General features: G+C 32.9%; 2 pseudogenes. Both read left to right on the plus strand.

Annotated elements, in window-relative coordinates:
- Positions 1–143: 143 nt before the first annotated feature.
- Positions 144–593, plus strand: a pseudogene (locus tag EK369_RS22740) (cbb3-type cytochrome c oxidase subunit I).
- A 162-nt stretch (positions 594–755) separates the two neighbouring features.
- A pseudogene (locus tag EK369_RS22745) lies at positions 756–1,385 on the plus strand (cbb3-type cytochrome c oxidase subunit I); the annotation flags it as partial.
- Positions 1,386–1,604: the final 219 nt, after the last annotated feature.

The raw sequence follows: 1,604 nt of genomic DNA on the forward strand, positions 1-1,604 counted from the left end.
ATTTACAGTTTACCGCCTAGTCTCAGCCATATCAACTAATTATGAACAAGTGATTATTTTCAACAAATCATAAAGATATTGGAACATTATATTTTATTTTTGGAGCTTGATCAGGTATAGTAGGAACCGCGCTTAGTTTATTAATTCGGGCTGAATTAGGAAACCCAGGAGCTTTAATCGGGAACGATCAAATCTATAACGTTATTGTAACCGCACACGCTTTTATTATAATTTTTTTTATAGTTATACCTATTATAATAGGGGGATTTGGTAATTGACTGGTTCCTTTGATATTAGGTGCCCCAGATATAGCCTTCCCTCGAATAAATAATATAAGATTTTGATTATTACCTCCATCACTAACTCTTCTTCTTATAAGAAGAATAGTAGAAAGAGGTGCTGGTACAGGGTGAACTGTTTACCCTCCTTTAGCTTCTAATATTGCCCATAGAGGGGCATCTGTAGATTTAGCAATTTTCAGATTACATTTGGCGGGAATCTCTTCTATTCTAGGAGCCATTAACTTTATTACAACAGTAATTAACATACGAGCTTCGGGTATAACATTAGACCGAGCACCATTATTAGTATGATCAATTGCAATTACTGCATTACTTTTACTTTTATCTTTACCTGTTTTAGCAGGGGCTATCACCATATTATTAACTGATCGAAATTTAAACACTTCTTTCTTTGACCCTGCAGGAGGAGGTGATCCTATTCTTTACCAGCATCTTTTTTGATTTTTTGGGCACCCAGAAGTTTATATTCTAATTCTTCCTGGATTTGGAATAATCTCTCATATTATTAGACAGGAGAGAGGTAAAAAGGAAACCTTCGGGGCTCTTGGAATAATTTATGCTATATTAGCTATTGGTTTATTAGGTTTTATTGTTTGAGCCCATCACATATTTACTGTAGGAATAGATGTTGATACTCGAGCCTATTTTACTTCAGCAACAATAATTATTGCAGTTCCAACAGGAATTAAAATTTTCAGGTGGTTGGCCACTCTCCATGGAACTCAAGTAAATTTTTCACCTTCAATGTTATGGGCTCTTGGGTTTGTTTTCCTATTTACTATAGGAGGATTAACAGGAGTAGTATTAGCAAATTCCTCAATTGATATTATTCTACACGATACTTATTATGTAGTAGCTCATTTTCATTATGTACTTTCAATAGGGGCTGTTTTTGCTATTATAGGAGGTTTTATTCAATGATACCCTTTATTCACTGGTTTAACCTTAAATGATAAATTATTAAAAATCCAATTCGCTATCATATTTTTAGGTGTTAATTTAACATTTTTCCCACAACATTTCTTAGGTTTAAGAGGAATACCTCGACGTTATTCTGATTACCCAGATGCTTATTTAAGATGAAATATTATTTCTTCTATTGGCTCCCTTATTTCTTTTATTGGAACTGTATTTTTAATTTTTATTATTTGAGAAAGAATAATTTCAATACGTAAATCACTATCCTCTTTAAATCTTCCTACTTCAATTGAGTGACTTCAATTATCTCCTCCCGCCGAACATAGATATTCTGAATTACCTGTTTTATATAATTTCTAATATGGCAGAATAGTGCAATGGACT

Source organism: Shimia sediminis (assembly GCF_003990645.1).
Classification (GTDB): Bacteria; Pseudomonadota; Alphaproteobacteria; order Rhodobacterales; family Rhodobacteraceae; genus Shimia; species Shimia sediminis.